This window comes from Butyrivibrio sp. LB2008 (assembly GCF_000621565.1).
In the GTDB taxonomy this organism is placed as follows: Bacteria; Bacillota; Clostridia; order Lachnospirales; family Lachnospiraceae; genus Butyrivibrio.
The window spans coordinates 133,400-153,176 of sequence record NZ_JHXZ01000012.1; the positions used below are offsets into that span (position 1 = coordinate 133,400).

Sequence of the window (19,777 nt, forward strand, 5' to 3'; positions counted from 1 at the left end):
ATGGCGATAATTATTTTTCCGGCCTGATAAGGTAAGATGTATACGGTGGAATGTCGAGACCGCCTCCAAAGTCTATATCTTCACCTGTTATCAGGTCGACGCCGCATCCGGCGCCTGCGTTAAAATCTGCGTGGAAGGGTGCTTCATCGGCATTTATCACGGTGAGTATTCGTTCGCCTTCGTATGCGCGCTGGAAAATACACTGCCTGTTGGTCAGAAGAAGCGAAGAGAAGTCTCCGTAGTTCAAAGCCCGGGATCCTGATTTTGCTTCGCATAGCTTCGCAATATGATCTGTCAGCTCGTTCCATTCAGGCTTTTCAAAACATGGTCTCAGTGCAGGATCTCCCATGGATTTATCGGCTTTTTCTCCCCACTCACTTCCGTAGTAGATTGTAGGTATGCCCGGCATTCCGAACATAAGAGTATATATCAGTTTTAAGTGCTGCGGACGGGTGAGGATACTTGCAATCCTGCTAACGTCATGATTATCTACAAATGACAGAAGATGTCTTCCTCTGTACAAGGTCCAGTTCTCCGGACCGAACTGTCGAAGCAGAGAATGAACGATTTCGAACAGATTCATGCTGTTGAGAGCGGAGAACATTCCCTTATAGCATTCATAGTTCGTTGCACTGTGACACAGATCGTCACCCATGATCCTGTTATAGTCACCGCCTATCATTTCTCCTGTGAGATAAAAATCCTCTTTCATTGCGGCGGTTTCTCTTCTCAGCGTTCTTATAAAATCCTGATTGAGACAGTAAGCTACATCGAGCCTTAGTCCGTCTATATCAAATTCTTTTACCCAAAATCTGATACTCTCAAGGAGATAGTCTGTTACCTGAGGGTTCCTTAAATTCAGTTTTACGAGGTCATAGTTTCCTTCCCAGCCCTCATACCACAAACCGTCGTTATAGTTGCTGTTTCCGTCAAAATTGATATTGAACCAGTCTTTGTACGGCGAATCCCATTTCTTTTCCAAAACGTCCAGAAAACCAAAGAAACCTCTTCCTGCATGGTTAAATACGCCGTCCAGGATTACTTTTATTCCTTCTTCGTGGAGCGCTTTGCATACTTTGGCGAAATCTTCATTGGTTCCGAGTCGCACGTCGATTTTTTTATAATCACGCGTATTGTAACCGTGTGTGTCCGATTCAAAGACGGGATTAAACAAAACGGCGCCGACACCTAGCTTTTTGATATGAGGAATCCAATCAATGACTTTGAGGATCCTGTGTGCCTGTTTCCCGTCGTTTTCAAACGGAGCGCCGCAGAAGCCCAGAGGATATATCTGGTAAAAAGAAGTTTCATATGCCCACATGGAAATAGCCTCCTTATTTACAAAATAAAAACTATAAGTTTATTATATAACGATTTAGTTCGATTTTTTAATCAAATTTGAAAAAAACGTGTTGACAATGGGCATACCACGATGTATATTATCTAAGTCGGCTGTTTCAAACGGCCGGTACGAACAGATGGCGAGATAGCTCAGTTGGCTAGAGCACGCGGTTCATACCCGCGGTGTCGAGGGTTCGAATCCCCCTCTCGCTACTACATGCCGCTTAACCGTTAGGTTAGGCGGTTTTTTAATTGAATAGGAAATTCCTATTCAATTAAAAATGCTCCGCTATGGATGCGACCGATGTGCAGATGAATTATGCAAGCTAAAGCTTGCGCACATCGGCGCGCAAAGAGTTGTTTTGCAACTCTTTGTTCTTCATCTATACAATGCCAAAAATAAATATTATAATTTATGTATGGGAATACATACACTTATTATTGTAATTTTAGTTCTTGGGATATTGATGTTCGTCTACATGAGAAAGAGCATACAACAACTTTCTACTACACGTATGTTCTGTCTTTTCTTTGTGTTGTCCATGTTGAATATATTGATAGAGATGCTTGAATACTGGGTATTCGGATATCCGGCCGGTTTCTTTCCGTGGTTGAAAGAATTTTCAAGAGGACTTTATCTTATTTTGCTATTGTCTGTAATCTATGCGCTTTCACTTTACACATTTTCAAGATTTACGAAAGAGAGAGGTGTTTCTCGAAGACATGCGGTCTTGTCTGCGATACCTGCGATTGTCTGTGCCGTGCTTGTTGCTTTGTCTAAGTTTGTATTTGGAGGAACATCGAGTGATATTCTTTTGAATATATGCTATATAATAGGGCTTTTATATGCCGTTTCTTCCGCTGTCCTTGCTATTGTTTACAACGGAAGAGCCGACAGGGAAGTATTTGGCGCGATCTTGGTGACACATCTTATATGGTGCGCTACGTTTATTATCCAGCTTTGCAGAAAAGGAACGCAGGTTTCTTCGCTGGCTATGGCGGCTACGGCTTTGATCGTTTATGTGTCTGTTGAAAATCCCAAAGATTATTACGAGACCAATATGCCCGCCATCAGGAACAAAGATGCTTTGATAGCGATGCTTGCCGAATCTTTTGCGGCTAATAAGCCTTTTCACATAATGTCTGTTATTTTTATCGAAAAGAATATTCTTTTTACTGATTCTGCAAAGAAAGCATTGGAAGATGTGCAGAACAAAGTGGCGGAATTTGCCTGCTCCGATTATCAGCTTCATGCATATCTGTCGAGTTGGAATACGCTTAGTTTTATAACAAAGAAAGCGGATGTTGTTGAGCGTTTTATGTCTGCGATAAACAGTTATAACAGCGGTGGTGCGCTCAATTACAAGCTGAAATTTTCTGTTATTGAAGCACCTGCTGTTGTAAAAGAGCTTGATAAGGCGATGCAGCTTCTTTCTTATGTATCGGGAGAATATGTATATACACAGAATTCTCAGGATATTGTGGTGGACGAAGAAGTTGTCGATAAGATGATCTATAGAAATACAATTGAGGACGTTGTAAGGCAGGCGGTAAAGGATAAGAGCTTTGATGTATATTACCAGCCTATACTGAGCGTCAAAGAGGGTTCTTTTTCATCTGCTGAAGCTCTTGTGAGACTTAAAAGAAAAGACGGCGAAAAATATATATCACCGGAAGATTTTATTCCCATTGCAGAAAAATGCGGACTTGTTCAGGAGATTGACGATCTTGTATTTGAAAAGGTTTGCTCTTTTATTTCAAGAGAGAATCTTATGAGCTACGGTCTTAAAACAATTGAAGTAAATCTGTCGGGAAATGATGCGGTGGATGCCCATACACATGAGAGATTGTTCAGAAAAATGGAGAAATACCACATTCCGCCAAATTATATCAACTTTGAGATCACCGACACATCGCATATAACCAAAGATGAGACCTTTAAAGAGAATATCAGGAAAATGCGTGAACAGGGATTTACTTTCTCGATGGACGATTTCGGAACGGGAGACTCTAATCTGTTGGAACTTCTTAAAATGGATTATGTGCTTATAAAGATGGACAGGGAGTTTGTCTGGAATTGTCTAGATCCCGATAAGCCCGATAAGCTCAATGTGCTGAAACATACTATTGATTTTATCAGAAAGAACGGGCTTCACGTGCTGGCAGAGGGCGTTGAGACGCTTGAACAGGCTAAAGTGCTTATAGATAACGGTGTAGAATATCTTCAGGGCTTTTATTATTCACGACCGGTTCCCGAAGACGAATATATTGAGTTTTTAAATGCACAAAAAGGACTGGTTAATAAGACGAATGAAGCTTGAAACAGAGAGATTAATCTTACGAAAATGGGAAAATAGTGACGCTGCGGACTTATTCAAGTATGCCAAAGATGAGAGAGTAGGTCCGCAGGCAGGCTGGCCGCCGCATAAAGATGAGGCATACAGCAGGGCTATAATCAGAACTGTTTTTGCCAGAGATGAAGTGTATGCGATCTGCATGAAAGAACGTGGCAGAGAGGTTATTGGAAGTATAGGGCTTACGATGGACGGAAGTCCCGAGAGACCACTGGGTGAGAATGAAGCGGAGCTTGGCTATTGGATAGGATACCCATATTGGGGAAAAGGGCTGGCTACAGAGGCTTCTATGGAATTATTAAGGCATGGCTTTGAGGATCTTGATCTTAGCCGTGTTTTTTGTGCTTATTTTGAGGGAAATGAGAGGTCAAAAAAGGTCCAGGAAAAATGCGGGTTCAAACTTCATCACGTGAATCATATGACGAGGGTTGTGCTTCTTGATGAGCTTCGTGTGGAATATGTGAATGTTCTTACTAAAGAAAACTGGAATAAAAAATTTGGGATAAGGGTATGAAAAAAGTGTAAACTTTTGGATGGTTTAGTATTACATAATATATTTTATTGTGATATACTTATTAATGTTCGCGGGGAATTCCAAATAAATATTGAGGAATTCTTTTTTATTCGACGAGAAAGTACTTCGGTTTGAGACTTTGATATTATTTTTGGGAAATGGCATTATATTTTTTTGCTGTACACTGAAAGCGCTTACATAAAAGGAGTGTTGGCTGTTTTTGATAATATTAAGGAGGAACGGAATGCTGAATGTAGGAGAATGCGTAATATACGGTAGCCATGGGCTGTGCAAGGTTCGAGATATTCTCGTTCCGGCTTTTCTTGAAAAGGGAATGGAGAAGCAATATTATATGATGGTCTCAGCTGTGGATGCTGGGAGTGTCATTTATGTTCCTGTTGAAGGGGCAGAGGATAAGGTTCGTGATGTCATGAGTGCCGATGATGCGGAAGGACTTATTTGTGACATTGAAGATGTGGATGAGCTTGAACTTCCCGAAGGCAAGAAAGCTGAACCCGAGATTACGGGAATCATCAAGAGAAATCTTGCGGATGAGATGATGAGTCTTGTAAAGGCACTCCATAAGATCAAGGCAACCCGCGAAGCAGAGGGCAAGAAATTTGCTTCACTGAACGAGAGATATTTGAATATGGCTGAGAAACTTCTTTATACCGAGATGGCATTCTCATTAAAGACTGAGAGAGAGGCCATCAAGAGTAGAGTAAAAGAAGAGCTGGCGAGACTATTATATGAGACTGTTTAATGCAGTCTCATTCTTTTTGTGTTACAATACATCCTATGGGTAAAACAGTAGAACTTTATTATGAAAGTGCATATATAACCGAATTCGATGCGAATGTTTTGGAATGCAGAGAAAGAGAAGACGGTAAGTTTGAAGCTGTTCTTGATAAGACAGCTTTTTTTCCTGAGCAGGGAGGTCAAACGCCTGATTTTGGAGTCCTGATAACGCAAGATAATGAAGAATTCACGGTTTCATACACGGGGATTGGTAAGACTTCCGATGGCGCCGGGGATGAGATTTATCATGTGATTGATAAGAGTATTGAGGCAGGGGCTTGCGTCCATGGCAGGATTGACTGGGAGCATCGCTTCAGTAATATGCAGCAGCACACAGGAGAACATATTTTTTCCGGTATAGTAAATTCGAAGTTTGGCTATGACAATGTCGGTTTTCATTTAAGTGATACCGAAGTTACAATGGATTATAACGGCGCTCTTAGCACTGAAGATATAAAAGAGATCGAGAAGAGCGTAAACGAAGCTATATGGAAGAATATAAAAGTGGTAGCAAGCTTTCCTTCCGAAGATGAGCTTAAGTATATTCCTTATCGCAGTAAAAAAGAGCTTTCGGGAGCTATCCGTATTGTGAATATTGAAGGCTATGATTCATGCGCATGTTGTGCTCCCCATGTTGAAAGGACCGGGGAGATAGGATTTTTAAAAGTTGTCTCTGTGCGAAATTACAAGGGCGGCGTAAGAGTAAATATTTTGTGCGGAAAAAGAGCTCTTGAGTTCCTTACTTTAGGGCATGAGATTCTTTCGGGACTTGCGGCGGATTTCACAACTTCTTTTGACAAGGTGTCATCTTCCGTGTCACGTTTAAAAGACGAGAATGCTGCTCTTAAAGCGGAGCTTTACGCTGAGAGAGAAAAGCTTTTGAAATATGAGCTTTCTGAGATCGACAAAGATCTTAAAAATGTATTTCTTTTTAAGAGCGCCGATACGGATATGAATATTATGAGAAAGACTGTAAATATGCTCGCAGAGGAACACGCGGGATTTTGCGGGATGTTTGCGGGAAATGATTCGGATGGTTACAGATATATAATAGCCTCCGGAAAAGACGGCGGCGATGCACGCACGGTGGCGCAGCTTCTTAGAGAGAAGTTTGGCGCAAAGGGCGGCGGAAGTGACCTGATGGTTCAGGGAAGCATAGCGGGAGTATCTTTAGATGATATCTCCGAATGCTGCAATAACCTATAAAGTTTTGAGGATGAAAAAATTGGTATGAATGTTGGCAAATTCAGTGACTTCAGAGACGGTGTCAGGGATGCGGTTCCTATTTTTCTGGGGTATATAGCGGTTTCTTTTGCATTTGGAATTGAGAGCTCCAAGATTGGAATGACGGTTTTTCAGTCGGCGATGACATCTCTTCTTAATGTCACAAGTGCAGGGCAGTTTTCGGCACTTGAAATAATCGAAAAAAACGGAAGTTTTATTGAACTTGCCGTATTACAGTTTATAATCAATTTAAGATATATGCTTATGTCGGCGGCTTTGTCGCAGAGGCTTAGTCCCAAGATAAGTACTTTGCACAGACTCGGAATTTCTTACGGCGTTACAGACGAGGTTTTTGGAGTCAGCGTGCTAAAAAAGGGCGGGCTTTATCCGATGTATTCATACGGGCTTATAACTCTTTCCGTGTCAGGATGGGTTCTTGGAACCGTTCTTGGTGCAATTGCGGGACAGATCATGCCTCAGAGACTTATAAGTTGTTTGGGACTTGCCATTTATGGTATGTTTATTGCGATAATAATTCCCGATACGAAAGAAAATAAGAATGTGCGCGCGGTTGTTATAGCTGCGATGATCTTAAGTACGGCTTTTACGTTTGCACCTTTTCTTAACTGTATTTCTTCGGGATTCAGAATTATAATTATAACAGTGCTTGTTGCAGCATGTGCTGCTGTGGTTGCACCTGTGAAGGAGGAAAAAGATGAGTAATGTCTATGCATACATCCTTCTTATGGCTGTTGTAACCTATGCAATAAGGGCACTTCCTCTTACTCTCATAAGAAAAGAGATAAAGAGTACATTTATAAAGTCTTTTCTTTATTATGTGCCTTATGCTACATTGGCAGCGATGACATTTCCCGCTATTTTATCAGCAACAGACAAGCATGTTTCGGCACTTGCGGGATTTTGCGTGGCGCTTGTACTTGCATTTAACAAAAAGAGTCTTTTGACGGTTGCGGGACTTGCGTGTGCGACGGCTTTTATTGTTGAATTTTTTGTTTAAACGGAGGATATAAAATGCATATAGGAATGGGGTATGATGTTCACCGCCTGGTTCTAGGCAGGGATCTTATTATAGGCGGAGTGAAGATCCCATATGAGAAAGGTCTTTTGGGACATTCCGATGCGGATGTACTTCTGCATGCGATAATGGATGCGCTTTTGGGAGCGGCTGCTCTTGGTGATATAGGTAAACACTTTCCGGATACGGATCCAAAATATAAGGGTGCCGATTCGCTGGCGCTTATGCGTGAAGTCGGAAAGATGCTTGATGAGAATCATTATCTTATCGAGAATATTGATGCTACGATAATTGCGCAGGCACCAAAGATGAGACCTTATATTGATCAGATGAGACAGAATATCGCCGATGCGCTTGAGATTGAGATAAGTCAGGTAAATGTAAAAGCAACGACGGAAGAAGGACTTGGATTTACCGGAAGCGGAGAGGGAATATCTTCGCAGGCAATATGTCTTTTGACAAGTCCCATAGAACTTCATTCGACAAATGTTACTTTTAATACGGGAGAAGAGCCAAGAAGCTGTTGCGGCGGCTGTGAGAAATAAAAGGACACTATGTTGCGGTAAATAATACTTTTTTTCCCAAGGAGATATAAAACAGATGGCAAATTTTAAGTTTTACAATACACTTACAAGATCGGTCCAGGACTTTGTTCCCAGAGAAGAGGGCAAAGTTACTATGTATACATGCGGACCTACCGTTTATCATTATGCACATATCGGTAACATCCGTACATATATCATGCAGGACGTGCTTATCAAGGCGCTTATGTATGCCGGATATGACGTAAAGCGTGTTATGAACATTACCGATGTCGGACACCTTTCATCGGATGCAGATACAGGTGAGGATAAGATGCTCGCAGGGGCAAAAAGAGAGCACAAGAGCGTTATGGAGATTGCAAAGTACTATACAGATGCTTTCTTTAATGATTTTGACGCTGTGGGAAACAAGCGCCCCGATATTGTTGAGCCTGCGACAAATTGCATACCTGAGTTTATTCATATGGTAGAAGTTCTTCTTGAGAAGGGCTATGCGTATGTTGCCGGCGGAAATGTGTATTTCGACACAAGTAAGCTTGACGATTATTATGTTTTTTCATCTGATATTGAAAAGGAACAGCTTCAGGTCGGCGTTCGTGACGATGTTGAAGAGGATACAAATAAAAAGAACAAGACAGACTTTGTTCTCTGGTTTACAAAGTCAAAGTTTGAGGAACAGGCACTTAAGTGGGACAGCCCTTGGGGCGTCGGATATCCCGGCTGGCACATCGAGTGCTCATGCATTTCAATGAAGCATCTCGGTGAATATATTGATATTCACTGCGGCGGAGTTGATAATATTTTCCCTCATCATACAAATGAGATTGCGCAGTCTGAGAGTTATCTCGGTCATGAGTGGTGCAAATTCTGGTTCCACAGCAATCATTTAAATGACAAGTCGGGTAAAATGTCAAAGTCAAAGGGTGCGATCCTTACGGTTTCTGTCCTCAAGGAAAAAGGATACGATCCGCTTGTTTACAGATTTTTCTGCCTGCAGTCTCATTACCGCAAGCCTCTTGAGTTCTCTTTTGAGGCACTTGATAATGTGACGGGAGCATTTAATAAGCTTATTAAGAAAATTGCCGAGCTCAAGGAAGAGGGCGGTGTTGATGAGGCTGTTGTAAAAGAGTTTGAGGACAAGTTCAGGGATGCAATCTCTGATGATCTCAATACATCAATGGCGATCACACTTCTCTATGACGTGCTCAAGGCTGATACAACAGATGCTACTAAGCTTGCACTTGTAAAGAGCTTTGATAAAGTTCTTTCACTTGATCTTATCGGGCATGCAGCTGCTTCCAAGGAAGAGAAAGAAGTCGATCCCGAGCTCGAGGCATATGTTCTTGATGCGATCGAGAGAAGAGCGGCAGCCAAGAAGGCAAAAGATTTTGCAACAGCTGATGCGATCCGCGACGAGCTCCTTCAAAAGGGAGTTGAGATCAAGGATACTCGTGAGGGAGTTAAATGGCAGCTCATTTGAACAAATATTTGAATGAAAAATTTGGCATAGAGGGGAAGGATATAAGAACTTATTCCCCTCTTACGCTTGCTTATATAGGCGATGCGATCTTTGATGTTATTATAAGGTCAATTCTTGTAAATAAGGGCAATACAGCGGTGAATAAGCTCCATAAAAGAGCAAGTGATATTGTAAAGGCCGGTACACAGTCTGCTTTTATTAAAGCTCTTATGGACAATCTGACCGAAGAAGAGGCTGACATTTACAGAAGAGGCCGCAATTCGAAGCCGCATACCAAGGCAAAGAATGCCACGACAATGGACTATCTTGATGCGACGGGATTTGAGGCTGTTGTCGGCTATCTTTATCTTACGGATAATATGGACAGAATATGTGAGCTTGTGGAACTTGGAATAGAGAGACTTGAGCTTGATATTCTCGAGTGATTTTTTTGAGGACTAATGATGGAAGAAAATTTTGAAAGCAGAATAATAGAGGGAAGAAATGCGGTTCTTGAGGCATTTCGTGCAGGAAAGACGATAGACAGGCTCTTTGTCCTGGACGGATGTAAGGACGGCCCTGTTCAGACAATAATGCGTGAAGCAAAGAAGCACAAGGATACGGTTGTGAACTTTGTGAAAAAAGAGAGACTCGATCAGCTCTCAGAGACAGGAAAACATCAGGGAGTCATTGCTTATGCGGCTTCTTATGAATATGCGGAAGTTGATGACATTCTTGCAAAGGCGGCAGCAAAGAACGAGGATCCTTTTGTGATAATCCTTGACGGTATCGAGGATCCGCACAATCTCGGTGCGATAATCAGAACGGCAAATCTTGCGGGAGCTCACGGTGTTATCATTCCAAAGCACAGAGCGGTAGGACTTACGGCAACTGTTGCAAAGGCTTCTGCAGGTGCACTCAACTACACACCTGTTGCCAAAGTTACCAATATAGTTAAGACCATTGAAGAACTTAAGGATAAAGGTCTTTGGTTTGCCTGCGCGGATATGGGTGGAACCGAGATGTACAAACTCAATCTCAAAGGACCTATAGGACTTGTTATAGGAAACGAGGGAAGCGGCGTTTCAAGACTTGTAAAAGAGAACTGTGACATGATCGCATCCATTCCGATGAAGGGTGATATTGATTCACTGAATGCTTCGGTGGCTGCGGGCGTACTTGCTTTTGAAGTTGTTAGACAGAGACTGGGGTAATCTATGAAAATGAGCTATGACGGACAAAGTGACGAACAGCTTATAGTTAAGTTCCATGATGCGGGAGATAAAGAATCCGGCATCATGGATTTTATTATGGACAAATATAAGAATCTTGTCCGCAAAAAAGCTGCATCTATGTTTATTCTCGGCGCTGACAGGGACGATCTCATCCAGGAAGGGATGATAGGACTATTTAAGGCTATTCGAGATTATGACATCGGAAGAGATGCAAGCTTTGCTACGTTTGCGGACCTTTGTATCTCAAGGCAGATGTATTCTGCGATCAAGGCTTCGGCGCGTAAGAAACATGCGCCTCTTAACAGCTATATTTCTTTGTATGCTGATAATAACGACAGTAGCATCGATAGTGAGGTGGCACTTGAAGATGTTCTTGAATCGGATTCAAGCTCTATTCCGGAAGAACAGGTAATTGAGAGGGAGAACCTTGAAGCTCTTGAAAATGCCATAGAACATGATCTGAGTGACCTTGAGAAGCAGGTTCTGGATCTCTATATTACGGGGATGTCTATAAAAGAAGTCTCAGCAGTTCTTGGCAGGGATGAGAAATCTACTGACAATGCAATGCAGAGGATAAAGTCTAAACTTAAGAAATATCTCAAGAAGTAAAAATAAAGTTTGAAAACTTTGTGAACTTTTTTACTTTTTTCTTCACAATGCATGTGCTATAATCAGACAACCAATTATTTAATTGTAGGAGAGAGAAAAGAAATGATTTGTGAAACTTGTGGATGCAATAATGATGATACGGTTTTGTACTGTGTCAATTGCGGAGCGCCGTTAAAAACAGAAGCATACAGTGCAACTGTGAATAATAGTATTAATGATCCGAACAGTTGTTATATCCAAAATGAATTTAATAATTCCAATGGCGGTAATGTTCAGAACAACTATAATGACCAATACAACTATAATGGTCAGAATAATTACAATATGCCAAACGGCCCCGTTAATTCATATTCAATGAACGGACAGCCTGTTCAGGGCGGTTACTACGGACAACAGAAAGGTATGGGTGAATTTGATTCGATTCTGAAAAATGGCGGTACACCTTTTAACAGGATGAGTATCAAAGAGTTTTTGAATTTACCCGCGCTGTCAAATATTAAAAAACAGATTGTGGGTGCAGGAATATCCGTATATGTTTTAGTATTTATTAATGCTTTGATAGCAGTTGTATCACAGCAGTTTAGTATGTTTTGGGATTGTGGGATAATGCTTGCCTTGGGGCTTTTTGTTCATTTAGTATCAAGCAGAGTGGCATCATGGTTATTCCTTGTTTATGGAGTAATAAATTTTTTGTATTACATAATCCAATTACATCAAGTTGCCGGCTGGTACATTATTGCCGTTGGTATATTGGCGATCATCGGCACGACCAAACTGCACAAGGCATATGATGAGTATGTGAGAACAGGATATATGCCAAATAATATGATTTCGTAAAAAAAGCTTGCATAAAAAAATTGTCTATGTTATATTTATATAGCTGTTGTAAACAGTAACTATTTTTGTGATATGAGAAGATTCTTTGTATATAGAGAGGTGAGAAAGAGATGAGACAGGACATTCAGCCAGAATTCCATCAGGCCACTGTTACTTGCAACTGCGGTAACACATTTACAGTTGGATCAACTAAGAGCGAGATTCACGTTGAAATCTGCTCAAAGTGCCATCCATTCTACACAGGCCAGCAGAAGGCTACAGCTGCTCGTGGACGTATTGATAAGTTCAACAAGAAATACGGCATGGACAATAAGTAATTTGCAGAAGTAAACAAGAGAGGTTGAGGCTTTGGCCTCAACCTTTTTTAGCATAGTGGGGTAAAAGATGAAGAAACACAAGATTGATCACTATTCGGGAATTGGCGGTCAGGCAGTGCTTGAGGGCGTTATGATGCGTAACAAGGATATGTACGCAGTTGCTGTCAGAAAGCCTGACGGAGATATAGCAGTCGAGATTGACGAATTTCATGGAGTAGCTTACGGAAGTAAACTTTTGAATATTCCTTTTATCAGAGGAATGTTTGTATTTATTGATTCACTTCTTTTGGGACTTAAGGTACTCAACTATTCGTCTTCTTTTTATGAGGAATTGCCACAGAAGAAGTCAAAGCTTGATGAGGAGCTTGATAAGGTTTCAAGCGGACATGAGGATACATTCCTTATGGTTCTTACCACAGTTGCTTCTTTTGTGCTTGCGATAGCGCTTTTTATGGTGCTTCCTTATGCACTTTCGGAGCTTGTTATCGGCAGATATATCAGAAATGCGTCTCTTATCGCTATTATAGAAGGCGTATTAAGAATCATGATATTTATCATCTACATTTTGCTAATATCCAGGATGAAAGATATCAAGAGACTGTTCAGATATCACGGTGCGGAACATAAGTGCATTAACTGTATAGAAAAAGGTAAGGCCCTTACTCAGGAGAATGTAAAGAAGAGCTCAAGACTTCATAAGAGATGCGGAAGCAGCTTTATACTTTTTGTAATGTTTGTCAGCATTATTGTCTTTTTCTTTATAAGAGTAGATTCTGTATTATTTAAGGTTCTTCTCAGAATTTTACTTATACCTGTTATTTCCGGTATTTCATACGAGATAATCAGGATTGCGGGCAGAAGTGATTTTATACTTATCAGGATTATTTCGGCGCCCGGATTTTGGCTTCAGAGACTTACGACTAAGGAACCCAATGATGCTATGATCGAGGTTGCAATCAAGTCTGTAGAGGCTGTATTTGATTGGAAGCAATTCCTTATGGACTCATTCGGATACGATGTTGACGGAGAGCTTAATGATTATGAAGCTTCTTCTAAGAAACAGAGCAAGAGAGAGGCTACAAGGGAATTGTACGAGCGTAAGAGGGAAGAAACAAGAGAACTTACAAGAGAGATGCAGGTTCGTGAACGTTCCAGAAAACGTGATGACTAAATACAAATGACGTAAGCTAAAGACATAAGATAAAAGCATATGAATTATAAAGATTGTTTGGAAAATGGAACAGAGAATCTAAAGAGAGCCGGAATCACAGAAGCTAAGCTTGATGCCCGGCTCCTTTTAGAATATGTATGTAAGACGGATCACAGTACTCTTTTTACCCATCCTGACAAGGAGCTGTCGGATGAGGAAGAGAGGCTATACGATGAGTATATTGCAAGAAGAATAAAGAGAGAACCGGTTGCCTATATTCTTGGAAGTATGGGATTTATGGGGCTTTCTTTTGATGTTTCAGAAGCTGTGCTGATACCGGAGCAGGATACCGAGATACTTGTAGAAGAGGCACTCAGATTCTGCGAGGATAAGATGAGAATTCTTGATCTTTGCACAGGATCCGGTTGTATAGCTCTAAGTATTTTAAATTATACGAATGAGACAAACGCACTTTGCACAGATATTTCCGAAGATGCCCTTTTGGTAGCAAAGAAAAATGCAGGGAACCTTGGGCTGTCGGAGAGAGCTGATTTTGTAAAGACAGATCTTTTCCCCGGAAAAGAAGCCGGTAAATTCGACATTTTGGTATCAAATCCGCCATATATAAGGACAGATGTCATAGACAGTCTTGCACCCGAGGTGAAAGATTATGAGCCCAGAATTGCTCTTGACGGCTCAGAGGACGGTCTTGCCTTTTATAAGAGAATTATTGAGGGCGCCGGAGAATATCTTTATTCAGGGGCGTATATCTTTCTTGAGATAGGATATGATCAGGCGGATGATGTGAAGGCACTTCTTGAAAAAGAAGGGAAGTATCACGATATAGAAGTCTTTAAAGACTACGGCGGGAATGACCGCGTTGTACGGGCATGTTATTACTAATGAAAAAGCAGGTAGATTATGTTTGATAAATTGGAAGATATATTAAGGCGATATGAAGATATTACCATGGAGCTTAATAATCCGGAGGTTATTTCGGATCAGAACAGATTCAGGGCTCTTATGAAAGAGCAGAAGAATCTGGAAGCTCTTGTTGAGTGCTATCGCGAGTATAAAAAGTGTAAAGAGACAATAGAAGAGAGTCTTTTATTACTTGAAGAAGAGTCGGATCCTGAGATGAAAGAGATGCTTAAAGAAGAACTTTCGGATGCGAAGAGTATGATTCCTTCTTACGAGGAAAAGCTTAAGATTCTTCTTTTGCCCAAGGATCCCAATGATGATAAGAATGTTATCGTGGAGATTCGTGCCGGTGTAGGTGGTGATGAGGCGGCTTTGTTTGCGGCAGATATGTACAGAGTATATACGCGATATGCGGAGAGACAGAACTGGCGCGTTGAGACTATGAGCGTGGAAGATATAGGAATAGGCGGAATAAAGGCGGTGAGCTTTATGATAAAGGGTGCCGGAGCTTATTCGAGACTCAAATTTGAGAGCGGAGTTCACAGAGTACAGAGGATTCCCGCGACGGAATCGGGCGGAAGAATACATACTTCTGCTATTACCGTGGCGATCATGCCTGAAGTTGAAGATGTTGAAGTCGAGATTGATATGAATGACTGCAAATTTGACGTTTTCAGGGCTTCAGGAAACGGCGGACAGTGTGTAAATACTACGGATTCCGCTGTCAGACTTACACATTTTCCTACAGGTATCGTTATTTCATGTCAGGATGAAAAGAGTCAGCAGCAGAACAAGGCTAAAGCTTTGAAAGTTCTTAGAGCAAAGCTTTACGAGATGGAACAGGCAAAGCAACATGAGGATGCTGCGGAACTTAGAAGGAGTCAGGTTGGAAGCGGAGATAGATCCGAGAAGATAAGGACTTACAATTTCCACCAGGGACGCGTGACAGATCATAGGATAAATTTAACTTTGTATAAGATAGATCAGATAATGGACGGAGATATAGATGAGATTATCGATTCTCTGATTGCCGCAGATCAGGCAGAGAAGTTGTCGACAATGGAAAAATAAAGCAGTTTATGCAGTTAATGGTAAATGTTAATCCTTGCTGTGCATGGTTATATAGTGTAAAATCTTACTATAAAACGTAAAAATATTTACGTGGAAATATGTATGTTTTGCGAGGTGAAATGATGGATGCTGCATTTAAGGAAGAGCTGATCGCGTGGGGCGTTGATTGGGAAGATATTCATAACAGGTTTATGGGAAACGAAGATCTGATAGCAAAATTCATGATCAGATTCCTTGGTGATCCGAGTATGGACAGTCTTTCCAAATATCTTGGTGAAGAAAATGTATCGGAAGCATTCAAGGCTGTACACGCTCTTAAGGGAGTGAGCGCAAACCTTGGGCTTAAAGGCTTTTATTCAGAAGTATATGACCTTACGGAAATTCTGCGGGCGGGATCCATGGAAGGATATGAGCCGTATTATGACCATATAAAGCTTAAATATGACGATCTGATAGGTATTTTAAAGAAGTATCAGAATAGCTGATCACAGCAACTGATTATCGATTTCGCATGATTCAAGAAAGCTTGGGAAATAATTGTCCCAGGCTTTTTCTGCACTCTTATCAAGGGTAAATGCGCTGTAAGCGGTTCCTGTTGTCAATATGAGCTCGCCTTTTGTAAATCTGATATTTACTCCCAGATTCAGAAGAGAAGGCTCGATATCGCTGCCGGCTTTGTCTATAACGGCTTCTTTTGTGGCATTGTCCGCGTGAAGAACGAATTTAAAGCTTATCGGAGTTCTTTTACCCTTTATGAGATTAAGACAGATGGGACGAAGTTCAGACCAACGGGAAAAAGATAATCCGGAGGCATTTGAAGCTTCTTCGTCCGTTCCTGAGTAGAATTCCCTGTTTATGTGTCCGTCTATCGAAAAAGTGTTGAAGGTCTCTATAGTGACTTCTTCAACCAGGTAATGGTCGAAAATTTCTGTTGTCAGGATCTTCTCCATGAACGTTTTAATATTGTTTATCTTGAGAGCTATCATAGTTTCTCCTTAATATTAAGTCATCACAGAAAAAATTATATGATAAATATAGCTTTTTGTGTGGATTTTTTTTATAAATTAAATAATGCAGTTTTTGAGCGCATTTGCAACTACTTAAATGAAGAATAAATAGGATAATTTAAATTTATTGTATATTTTTGTGAAGATATACGTTATACTATAAAAAAATGTCTAAAAAAGAGGGACAATATGGCAAAGACGGTTAGACTTAAAGACATTGCTGAAAAGATAGGGGTTAGCACTGTCACAGTATCAAAAGCATTATCAGGACAGAAGGGCATGAGTGATGAACTCAGAGAGAAAATTCATGCTCTGGCAAATGAGATGGGATATATCCCGTCTATTTCTCGTAAGGTAGACATCTTTAGTAAGAGTTATACTATCGGTCTTCTTATTTCTGAAGATAATATGACCGAATATAGTTCTTATTATACAAAGATGCACCAGAAAGTATCTCAGATCGCAATGGAGATGGGATGTTTTACCATGCTCGAAGTTGTATCCGAGCAGAGTGAAAAGAAAAAGAATTTCCCGCGTATCATTGCGGACAAGAAGGTTGACGGTATTATCGTTATCGGAAGACTTAGTGGAGATTATCTTACATCTATCAGAGAGAATTTCTCCATTCCTATGATATATCTTGATTTCTGCAATCATACAGGAGATGAGGATGCTGTTGTAGCTGACAGCTTCCATGGAGCATATCTTCTTACCAATCATCTCTTTGATATGGGACATACATCAATTGCATTTGTGGGAACTATAATGGCTGAGGGAAACATAACTGACAGATATCTCGGATATGTTAAGTCATTGCTTGAACACAGCCATCCTGTGAGAAAAGACTGGGTAATACCGGACAGGGATCTTAGCACAGGCGAGATGGATTATAACAGATTCTTCAAGCTTCCCGATGAGATGCCTTCAGCATTCTTCTGTAATTGTGATGTATCGGCAAGTATGCTTATCAAGCGTCTCAATGAGAAGGGCTACAAGGTTCCGGACGATATCTCTGTAGCAGGTTATGATAATTACATTTTCCCCGGACTTTGTGATATCAAGCTTACAACATTTGAAGTTGATACATATGAGATGGGAAGAAATGCGATTTACAATCTTATCCGTAAGATCGGAGGAGAGCGTTACAGACAGGGTGTCATGATACTTGAGGGACACATGGTTCTCGGAGACAGTGTAAAAGACTTAAATGCTTAATAATTTTAAGCTATAGCAATGAAAAAATCACCGGTTCATTTTATTGAACCGGTGATTACTTTGTTTGATTTATTATTTGAAATGTCAGCAGGTTACTATGATACCGCCGTCCGCTGCATAAGTGGAAGATAAGCCTGCTGTATCAACAATGTGAGCCTCCTTAAAAGGAACCTTTTTAAGAATCATATCTTTAACAACAGATGCTCTCTCAAAACAGTTTACGTTTGAGATCATAAGTGTCTTGGTCTCGGGATCTTTTACTTCGGCTGCAATGAGCTCTGTCATCTTGACGAGGGCTTTTTTCATGCCGATTCCCTGACTCTTCTGAAGAATCTCACCTTTAACGCCGTGACAAACGGGCTTAATATTAAGTGTTGAAGCTACAAGAGCCTTCATGCCTGTAAGCCGGCCGTTTTTACGAAGCGTTTCAAGTGAATCAAGAACAAAGTATGTGAGCATTTCATCGCGATATGCTTCTATTTTTTCTACGACTTCGTTGAAAGGAAGTCCGGAATCCGCAAGTTCAATGATCTTAAGGGCGATATTTCCTTCGCCGCTGCTTGCGGACATTGAATCGATGATATGAATATTCTTTTCGCCGTATTCTTCATGATAGAGGTCTTTTCCAAGCAATGCGCTGTTATAACTGCCGCTGAGCTTGGAAGAGAGCGTTATAACATATAAATCGTCAGCATCTGTTTTATATGCACTCATGTAAAGGTCCGGTGAAGGGCAGGCTGTCTTGGGACATTCTTCTGAAGCAGCCACCAGCTCGAGATATTCCTTCTGGTTAAATGTATCATCATCAACGATTACTTTATCACCCACTTGCATGATAAGAGGTACGAACTCAATGCGAGGGTCATTCCTGTACTGCGCGGGAAGATCGCAACCGCTGTCTGCAACTATTTTATAACTCATAAATCCTCCAAAAGCGTTAGTCAATGTAGTTTTTGATACTACATATTGTATAATACCACGTATGAAAATTTCAGTAAAGAAATCTTTATACAGAAACTACGTGGGGATCTATGCTTTAAGGACCCGGGATTACTTTCGGTCTGCGTAGAGATCCTCGATTGCTTTATTGAGAACTTTGGAATAGTTAAAGGCAACAAGGAAAGAAACTCCGTTATCCATTGTGATATGGAAAGGAGATGTCTTTTTTATGTGATTTATGTTTACTATGCCATCGTTAGAGACGGGGCAGATCTGCGGGAATATTGAACACTGGTCGTAAAAGTTATGCACTGAGGTAACAAAAGTGAGAACACGACCGTCAGCGAGGTATACCTTGAGGTTTTCGCCTTTTCTTTTGGCACATACAATGTCATCGCCTGATGCGTATATGGTATCTTCGTGATAGCGTAGCTCTACTTTGTCAGCCGGAGCGACTCTCATAGCCACGATATGATTGACAAGCTCGGTGAGTTCCGAAACTTTGATGGGCTTATTGATAAAATACAGATTCTTTGCTTTGATTTTTTGCTTTTTAGCCTTTTTTTTGTAATCAATAGAAGAGCAGCACAAAACAATGGGCTTTGTAATGCCAATATCAAGAAGTTTTTTGGCGATTGCAAGTCCATCGGGTTCTTCTGTTGTCATGTCAATGAACATAGCCTGATACATCTGTGGTCTTATCAGAAATGCTTCTTTGTTTCCGAATGAGTCTACATAGACCTGTTCATTGAATTCAGTTTGAACTCTTTCGGCCTGTCTTTTTAAAAGTCTTTCTGATTGCTTTCTGTCGGCAATGTTATCATCACATATCGCAAAATACATAAATAAGATATCCCGAATGTTTCAAATTATTCGGGCACTCCTTTCTACGCTTCTGTATATACAGTTTATCATAAAAAACTAAAATTGAGTGGAGATATACGTAAAAGAACAATAAACAGAATCTGCGCAAAGATTATAAGCGGGATTCCAATCTTGAATGTCAGGTGCTTGGTCTTGTGTCTGAAAGTGTACATTCCGATAAGTGTTCCGATGCTTCCACCTATTACAGAAAAAGCAAAAAGGGTTGCCTCGGGAATGCGAAAGGCGTTTTTGCGCGCCCTTCGCTTATCATTTCCCATTAAGGCAAACCCTATAATATTTACTGATACAAGATAAATTATCAATAAAGAAAGTGAATCCATAAA

The 19,777-nt window shown here is 40.8% G+C and carries 23 protein-coding genes and 1 tRNA gene; 19 read left to right on the forward strand and 5 right to left on the reverse strand.

The genetic code is table 11. The features are described 5' to 3' along the window. Positions 1-10 precede the first annotated feature (10 nt). Positions 11-1,321 (reverse strand): alpha-amylase family glycosyl hydrolase, encoded by a 1,311-nt coding sequence (locus tag T356_RS0102230; protein WP_026513090.1) that lies wholly within the window; start codon positions 1,319-1,321, stop codon positions 11-13. Positions 1,322-1,480: 159 nt separating this feature from the next. On the opposite strand from T356_RS0102230, the gene T356_RS0102235 reads away from it, so the two are divergent. The 18 genes from T356_RS0102235 to T356_RS18090 all read left to right on the forward strand — a co-directional run bounded on the left by T356_RS0102235 (position 1,481) and on the right by T356_RS18090 (position 15,893). Then, a tRNA-Met gene (locus tag T356_RS0102235) sits at positions 1,481-1,554 on the forward strand. Positions 1,555-1,820: 266 nt separating this feature from the next. Then, entirely contained in the window at positions 1,821-3,662 is a 1,842-nt protein-coding gene (locus T356_RS0102240; protein WP_197020867.1) for an EAL domain-containing protein, read from the forward strand. Beyond that, complete coding sequence (locus T356_RS0102245; protein WP_026513092.1) at positions 3,652-4,209, forward strand: GNAT family N-acetyltransferase; 558 nt, start codon at positions 3,652-3,654, stop codon at positions 4,207-4,209. Before T356_RS0102240 ends, T356_RS0102245 begins: the two co-directional genes overlap by 11 nt. Positions 4,210-4,453: 244 nt before the next feature. After that, a complete protein-coding gene (locus tag T356_RS0102250; RefSeq protein ID WP_026513093.1) occupies positions 4,454-4,972 on the forward strand; it encodes a CarD family transcriptional regulator in 519 nt (172 codons plus the stop codon). A 35-nt stretch (positions 4,973-5,007) separates the two neighbouring features. Next, positions 5,008-6,213, forward strand: coding sequence for an alanyl-tRNA editing protein (locus T356_RS0102255; RefSeq protein WP_035780264.1), 1,206 nt, complete (start codon positions 5,008-5,010; stop codon positions 6,211-6,213). A gap of 24 nt (positions 6,214-6,237) precedes the next feature. Beyond that, the gene (locus T356_RS0102260; RefSeq protein WP_026513095.1) at positions 6,238-6,954 is read left to right on the forward strand and encodes an AzlC family ABC transporter permease; all 717 of its coding nucleotides are present in this window, start codon (positions 6,238-6,240) and stop codon (positions 6,952-6,954) included. Then, positions 6,947-7,249 carry an AzlD domain-containing protein gene (locus tag T356_RS0102265; RefSeq protein WP_026513096.1) on the forward strand — a complete coding sequence of 101 codons (303 nt, stop codon included), beginning with the start codon at positions 6,947-6,949 and terminating at the stop codon, positions 7,247-7,249. The genes T356_RS0102260 and T356_RS0102265 overlap by 8 nt, the downstream gene beginning before the upstream one ends. 14 nt (positions 7,250-7,263) lie before the next feature. Continuing rightward, entirely contained in the window at positions 7,264-7,812 is a 549-nt protein-coding gene (ispF, locus tag T356_RS0102270; RefSeq protein WP_026513097.1) for a 2-C-methyl-D-erythritol 2,4-cyclodiphosphate synthase, read from the forward strand. Positions 7,813-7,867: 55 nt separating this feature from the next. After that, complete coding sequence (gene cysS, locus T356_RS0102275) at positions 7,868-9,289, forward strand: cysteine--tRNA ligase (RefSeq protein ID WP_026513098.1); 1,422 nt, start codon at positions 7,868-7,870, stop codon at positions 9,287-9,289. After that, positions 9,274-9,714, forward strand: coding sequence for a Mini-ribonuclease 3 (locus tag T356_RS0102280; RefSeq protein WP_026513099.1), 441 nt, complete (start codon positions 9,274-9,276; stop codon positions 9,712-9,714). Before cysS ends, T356_RS0102280 begins: the two co-directional genes overlap by 16 nt. A gap of 18 nt (positions 9,715-9,732) precedes the next feature. Beyond that, complete coding sequence (rlmB, locus tag T356_RS0102285; RefSeq protein WP_155838955.1) at positions 9,733-10,482, forward strand: 23S rRNA (guanosine(2251)-2'-O)-methyltransferase RlmB; 750 nt, start codon at positions 9,733-9,735, stop codon at positions 10,480-10,482. 3 nt (positions 10,483-10,485) lie between these two features. Continuing rightward, the gene (gene sigH, locus T356_RS0102290) at positions 10,486-11,112 is read left to right on the forward strand and encodes an RNA polymerase sporulation sigma factor SigH (RefSeq protein ID WP_026513101.1); all 627 of its coding nucleotides are present in this window, start codon (positions 10,486-10,488) and stop codon (positions 11,110-11,112) included. Positions 11,113-11,214: 102 nt separating this feature from the next. Further along, positions 11,215-11,949: a zinc ribbon domain-containing protein gene (locus T356_RS0102295; protein WP_026513102.1), complete on the forward strand. Its 735-nt coding sequence runs from the start codon at positions 11,215-11,217 to the stop codon at positions 11,947-11,949. Between the two features lie 110 nt (positions 11,950-12,059). Next, positions 12,060-12,266, forward strand: coding sequence for a 50S ribosomal protein L31 (rpmE, locus tag T356_RS0102300; protein WP_026513103.1), 207 nt, complete (start codon positions 12,060-12,062; stop codon positions 12,264-12,266). Positions 12,267-12,333: 67 nt separating this feature from the next. After that, on the forward strand, positions 12,334-13,437 hold the full coding sequence (locus T356_RS18085) for a DUF1385 domain-containing protein (protein ID WP_081777715.1): 1,104 nt from the start codon (positions 12,334-12,336) through the stop codon (positions 13,435-13,437). Between the two features lie 39 nt (positions 13,438-13,476). Then, positions 13,477-14,319 carry a peptide chain release factor N(5)-glutamine methyltransferase gene (gene prmC / locus T356_RS0102310; protein WP_026513104.1) on the forward strand — a complete coding sequence of 281 codons (843 nt, stop codon included), beginning with the start codon at positions 13,477-13,479 and terminating at the stop codon, positions 14,317-14,319. An 18-nt stretch (positions 14,320-14,337) separates the two neighbouring features. Beyond that, complete coding sequence (gene prfA, locus T356_RS0102315; RefSeq protein ID WP_026513105.1) at positions 14,338-15,408, forward strand: peptide chain release factor 1; 1,071 nt, start codon at positions 14,338-14,340, stop codon at positions 15,406-15,408. Between the two features lie 119 nt (positions 15,409-15,527). After that, the gene (locus T356_RS18090) at positions 15,528-15,893 is read left to right on the forward strand and encodes an Hpt domain-containing protein (RefSeq protein WP_155838949.1); all 366 of its coding nucleotides are present in this window, start codon (positions 15,528-15,530) and stop codon (positions 15,891-15,893) included. Here the strand turns inward: T356_RS18090 and T356_RS0102325 are convergent, their stop codons facing one another. After that, complete coding sequence (locus T356_RS0102325) at positions 15,894-16,394, reverse strand: DUF5721 family protein (protein ID WP_026513106.1); 501 nt, start codon at positions 16,392-16,394, stop codon at positions 15,894-15,896. Between the two features lie 210 nt (positions 16,395-16,604). Here T356_RS0102325 and T356_RS0102330 point away from each other — a divergent pair, with 210 nt between their 5' ends. Then, the gene (locus T356_RS0102330; protein ID WP_026513107.1) at positions 16,605-17,630 is read left to right on the forward strand and encodes a substrate-binding domain-containing protein; all 1,026 of its coding nucleotides are present in this window, start codon (positions 16,605-16,607) and stop codon (positions 17,628-17,630) included. Between the two features lie 84 nt (positions 17,631-17,714). Here T356_RS0102330 and T356_RS0102335 read toward each other — a convergent pair whose 3' ends face one another. From T356_RS0102335 to T356_RS0102345, 3 genes are all read right to left on the reverse strand, one after another. Then, positions 17,715-18,551, reverse strand: coding sequence for a DegV family protein (locus T356_RS0102335; RefSeq protein ID WP_026513108.1), 837 nt, complete (start codon positions 18,549-18,551; stop codon positions 17,715-17,717). 129 nt (positions 18,552-18,680) lie between these two features. Beyond that, a complete protein-coding gene (locus tag T356_RS0102340) occupies positions 18,681-19,412 on the reverse strand; it encodes a response regulator (RefSeq protein ID WP_026513109.1) in 732 nt (243 codons plus the stop codon). A gap of 68 nt (positions 19,413-19,480) precedes the next feature. Continuing rightward, a complete protein-coding gene (locus tag T356_RS0102345) occupies positions 19,481-19,774 on the reverse strand; it encodes a DUF1294 domain-containing protein (RefSeq protein WP_026513110.1) in 294 nt (97 codons plus the stop codon). Positions 19,775-19,777: the final 3 nt, after the last annotated feature.